Consider the following 4,053-nt stretch of genomic DNA (forward strand, 5'->3'; position numbering starts at 1 on the left):
TGACCACCTCGCGCATATCCGTCGTGCGAGGGCGACCGCCCCGTTTCGCAGGGGGCACAAATGGCACGATCAAAGCCCATTCCCCGTCCATCATATCCGATGGATATCGCAGTCCTTCCCGGCTATGTTCACGTCGGGCAATACCAGTCCATGTCACCATTCACTCCATCTCTTCGTAAAGACGGATGAATCACAACAGGCTGGTATTGTTCAAAAACTTTCGGATCAGGCTCTCAGATGATTTGAGGAAATCTGATACGTGTCAGCAATTTCCTGAATAGCCACACGCCTGCCCTGGTTCCTGCCAAGGTAAATCAGGGTCTGAATGGAATATTCCGTATAAAGGGTCAGGCGCATTATATTTCACAAAACCTGTACTGTATTCATTTCATAAGGTCATGCGGCGTGCCTGCATGCCTGTTTTCCTGCGCACATGGATGGGGCAGCATACCCGGCAGAATGTCATTTATACCTGCGGAACCATCGTCCGCTTTCTTCATCTATGATCCAGCCCAGACGGACCATTTCCTCGACATCCTCATCCGACATGGACAGCATGTCCTCCTGGGTGCCCAGATACGTTCCTTCGGCGCCATGCTCCATGCGGAACGACTGTATTTTCTTCCATATTGGGTGTGAAAGCATTTTTACTCTCCCTCCTTATCCGACACCATGTAATCGCGATGCTATTTATTTAAGATCGGTCCGATATGCTGCCACACGAACTCCGCCATGATTTCATGCCCGGCCTGGTTGGGGTGGGTGGTGTCGGGGTTCCATCTGGTGGTGTCGAGGACGTTGGCAAGCGGCAGGCCGGGGGCGAAGGGGTCGAGGGTGATGTCGGGCGCAAGGATGCCGCGGGCGATGGCGTCATGGATGGCGGCGCGGGGGGCGCCGGTGGTCTGCGTCTCCTCGATGAGGGCGACGGTGTAGCCCGCCTGCTTCAGGCGCCCGGTGATGGTGGCGAGGTTGCGCACCGTCTCGTCGGTGGGGATATGGTTACCCGGCAGGTGGTCGTTATAGCCGCCGAACACCACGGCCAGCCTGCGCGCGCCCCCGCGGGCGACGGCTTCGGCCGCGGGCAGCATGCCCAACATGTGCCGCGTCGTCGCCCCCGACACCGCAAGGTTGTAGCTGCGGTACCGCGCGAAGCGCTGCATGAGGTAGGGCCAGTTGCGGCCATCCGGCACCACGAAGCCTTCCGTGCGGCTGTCGCCGATGGTGACCAGCACATCGCGCAGCTGCGGCATGGCGTCGTCCGCCACCGCCCCGGCCACGGCGAAGGCCTGCGCCTCGTCGGGGGTGGGGGCGTGGCCTGCGATGACGATGCCGGTCCACTGTCCCGTATTGCGTCCCTGCGCGAACCATGGCCCGCCATCGGCATTGTAGCCGATATAGCCGCCCGCCAGCGTGCCGCCGGGCAGGGCCCCGGGCAGGGTGGCGCGCGCATTGCCCGACTGCAGCACATAACCACCCGGCCCCGCCGCCACGCCGAAGGCGGCTGGGGAGGAGGTGACGACCAGCCCCGTGCGCTGGTCGGGGCTGCGCGGGTCGGCGACATGGACGAACCCGTCGAGCGAGTAGCTGCCCATGAAGGCCTTGAACTCCCGCCCGCTGCCCGCCTGCCCCAGCAGGACCGGCACGGGCACGGCGGCATTCCCCGAATTGGCCGAGGCATAGGTGCCCGTGGTCCCGAAGAAGAAGCCGTCGGATGCGACCTTCACCCCGTCGGGCAGCACGAAGCCGCCGGGACCGTTATCCTCGCCCCAGGACAGGGTCTCGTGCCCGGCGATGCGGATTTCACCGATATGCACGACATGGCGGCCCGGCGTCGCGGTGATGTGGTTGCCATGGCCGGACTGGTCATACACCCGCAGCACGGTGGCGAAGCTGCCGCGGTCACGGGCGGACAGGGCGCGCCGCAGGGCGGCCGTATCCAGTCGGCCATCGCCGCCAATGGCCAGCGTGGTGGTGACCGTCCGGCCCGCCACCGTCGTCCCGATATCAAGGGCGGGCCCGACATAGCCGCTGACCAGCCGCACCGGCCCCCCGGCAAAGACGGTGTGCCCGCCGAAGGCATCGCCGGGCAGGCGGGCGGGCACGCGCGCCCACCGCGCGGCCCCGTCCGCCACCGATACCGCCCGCCAGGCCTGCCCCCCCGCCTGCCACAGGTCGCCTGCCGCGTAGCCGCGGCGGACGTCGTCATCGGCGCGGGGCGCGCGGTCCAGTCCGCCGGCGGTGGTGTCGGCGGCCGGCACGCAGACCGTATCCCCGCCCGCATCCGCCGGGCACCCCGCCGCGTGCGCCGTTGCCGTGCCGGCCGCCATGGCCGCCATGGCCGCCATGAGGACGAAAGCCTGTCTGCGCAGTGTCATGTCATGCTGTTCCCGAAAGTGGCGGGGCACCCGCGGGCGCCCCGGCCGTGAGGGGTAAGGGGGTTACTGGCCATCGAGGGTATAGTGCGCCATCCACATGCCGCTGGTCTCCGACCAGCTGCCCGCGCGGCTGTAGCCGCCTTCCAGCCCGATGCGCAGGCGGTGGTCCAGCTGATAGACCAGACGCCCGCGCATGTTGCCCGCCAGCCCGCTGGCCCCGCTGTCGCCATAATAGCTGGGCGGACTGCCATCGGCCTGGCCCTGCAGCTGCGCGCTGGTCGGGAAATACGGCGCGGCGTTGCTGTGGTAATACTGGTAGCCCGCCTCCCCGCGCAGGAACCATGTCCAGCGCCGGTTGTGCCCGGACCATTCGACCGGCACCATGGCGCCGAAATACTGCCGGGGCGAGAAGTATCCGCCCTGCCCCCATGTAAAGAAGTAGGCATTGCGCTTGTAGCCGAAATACATGAGGTCGAGCCCCACGCGCAGCCACTGCCGGTCATGGTCCTGCCACACGGTGGCGCTGCCGCCGGCGCCGGCCTCGGTCTCGGTATTGCCGATGACGTTGGTGCCGCCGAGATAGGCGAAGCCGCCCCCGGCATAGGCGTTCCACCCACGCGCGGACCATTCCAGCGCGCCATGGCCGAACAGCCGCGTCACCCCGCCCCACAGCTTTCCGGTGCCCGGGTCGCGCTCGCCGGCATAGGACAGTTCGCTGTCGGTCACCATGCGCCGCCCGCCGCTTATGCGCAGGCCGAGGTTGCGGGTCAGGCGCGGGGCGAATTCCAGCCCGCCCACCACATTGGTGATGGGAAAGCCCAGCGGGGAGGAACCCACGTCGGCCGCGAACCAGCGGTTGACGTAATTCAGGCTCAGCCCCACGCCCTGCGTATAGTAATGATGGTAGCCCCAGGGCCGCGCCCCGTTGACCGCGACAGTCCCGAACTGGTGGGCGGAGACGGCATTGGTCAGCGGATCGCCGGTGAACAGCAGGGTCGGCGTGACCGAGAAGGACAGCCGGTGGTCCCATGATTCAAAGGGCAGGGTCGCGGTGATGGGCACGGCGAATTCCGTCAGCTGCCCCAGCCCCGCAACACCGGTGCGGCTGCGCACGAAGGTATTGGCGTCGAACTGCGGCGACACGGAATCACGCAGGTAGACGATCTGTGTCAATCGGCACTCAAAAATAACCCCTGATCGGCATGCAATATTAACCCCCTGTTGAAGGCCCGGCCTGTCTCCTGAAGCCGTAGGCGTAAGGAGACAGGCCGGGGCAGGTATGGATCTGGAGAGAGGTTCAGTTACGGTTCCTGAACCGCCAGCTTTCGTTCCCTGTCTCGATGATGTCGCAGTGATGGGTCAGACGGTCGAGCAGTGCCGTGGTCATCTTGGCGTCGGCGAATACACTGGCCCATTCACCGAAGGACAGGTTCGTGGTGACAATGACCGAGGTCTGTTCATAAAGGCGGCTGATCATATGGAACAGCAACTGTCCGCCAGACTGGGCAAAGGGCAGGTATCCCAGTTCGTCGAGGATGACAAAGTCCAGTCGGCCGAGTTGTTCGGCCAGCCGACCCGCCCTTGCCGCCCGACTGTCAGCCTCAAGCCGGTTGACCAGGTCCACCACGTTGAAGAACCGGCCACGCCGACCTGTGCGGATGCAGCTCCGGCCAATGGC

Annotated in this window: 4 protein-coding genes and 1 pseudogene; all 5 read right to left on the bottom strand. The window is 65.5% G+C overall.

From position 1 onward, the window contains the following. Positions 1-160: pseudogene (locus CFR80_RS17150) on the bottom strand (IS5/IS1182 family transposase); the annotation flags it as partial. 302 nt (positions 161-462) lie between these two features. Beyond that, positions 463-645, bottom strand: coding sequence for a hypothetical protein (locus tag CFR80_RS17160; protein ID WP_029329252.1), 183 nt, complete (start codon positions 643-645; stop codon positions 463-465). A 41-nt stretch (positions 646-686) separates the two neighbouring features. Continuing rightward, on the bottom strand, positions 687-2,375 hold the full coding sequence (locus CFR80_RS17165) for an SGNH/GDSL hydrolase family protein (RefSeq protein WP_010513214.1): 1,689 nt from the start codon (positions 2,373-2,375) through the stop codon (positions 687-689). Between the two features lie 63 nt (positions 2,376-2,438). Next, the gene (locus tag CFR80_RS17170; protein ID WP_258367932.1) at positions 2,439-3,548 is read right to left on the bottom strand and encodes a cellulose synthase subunit BcsC-related outer membrane protein; all 1,110 of its coding nucleotides are present in this window, start codon (positions 3,546-3,548) and stop codon (positions 2,439-2,441) included. A 124-nt stretch (positions 3,549-3,672) separates the two neighbouring features. Beyond that, positions 3,673-4,053 (bottom strand): ATP-binding protein (locus CFR80_RS17175; protein WP_181418227.1); only part of this gene is annotated, 381 nt, incomplete at its 5' end.

The organism is Komagataeibacter oboediens (assembly GCF_003207815.1).
Classification (GTDB): domain Bacteria; phylum Pseudomonadota; class Alphaproteobacteria; order Acetobacterales; family Acetobacteraceae; genus Komagataeibacter; species Komagataeibacter oboediens.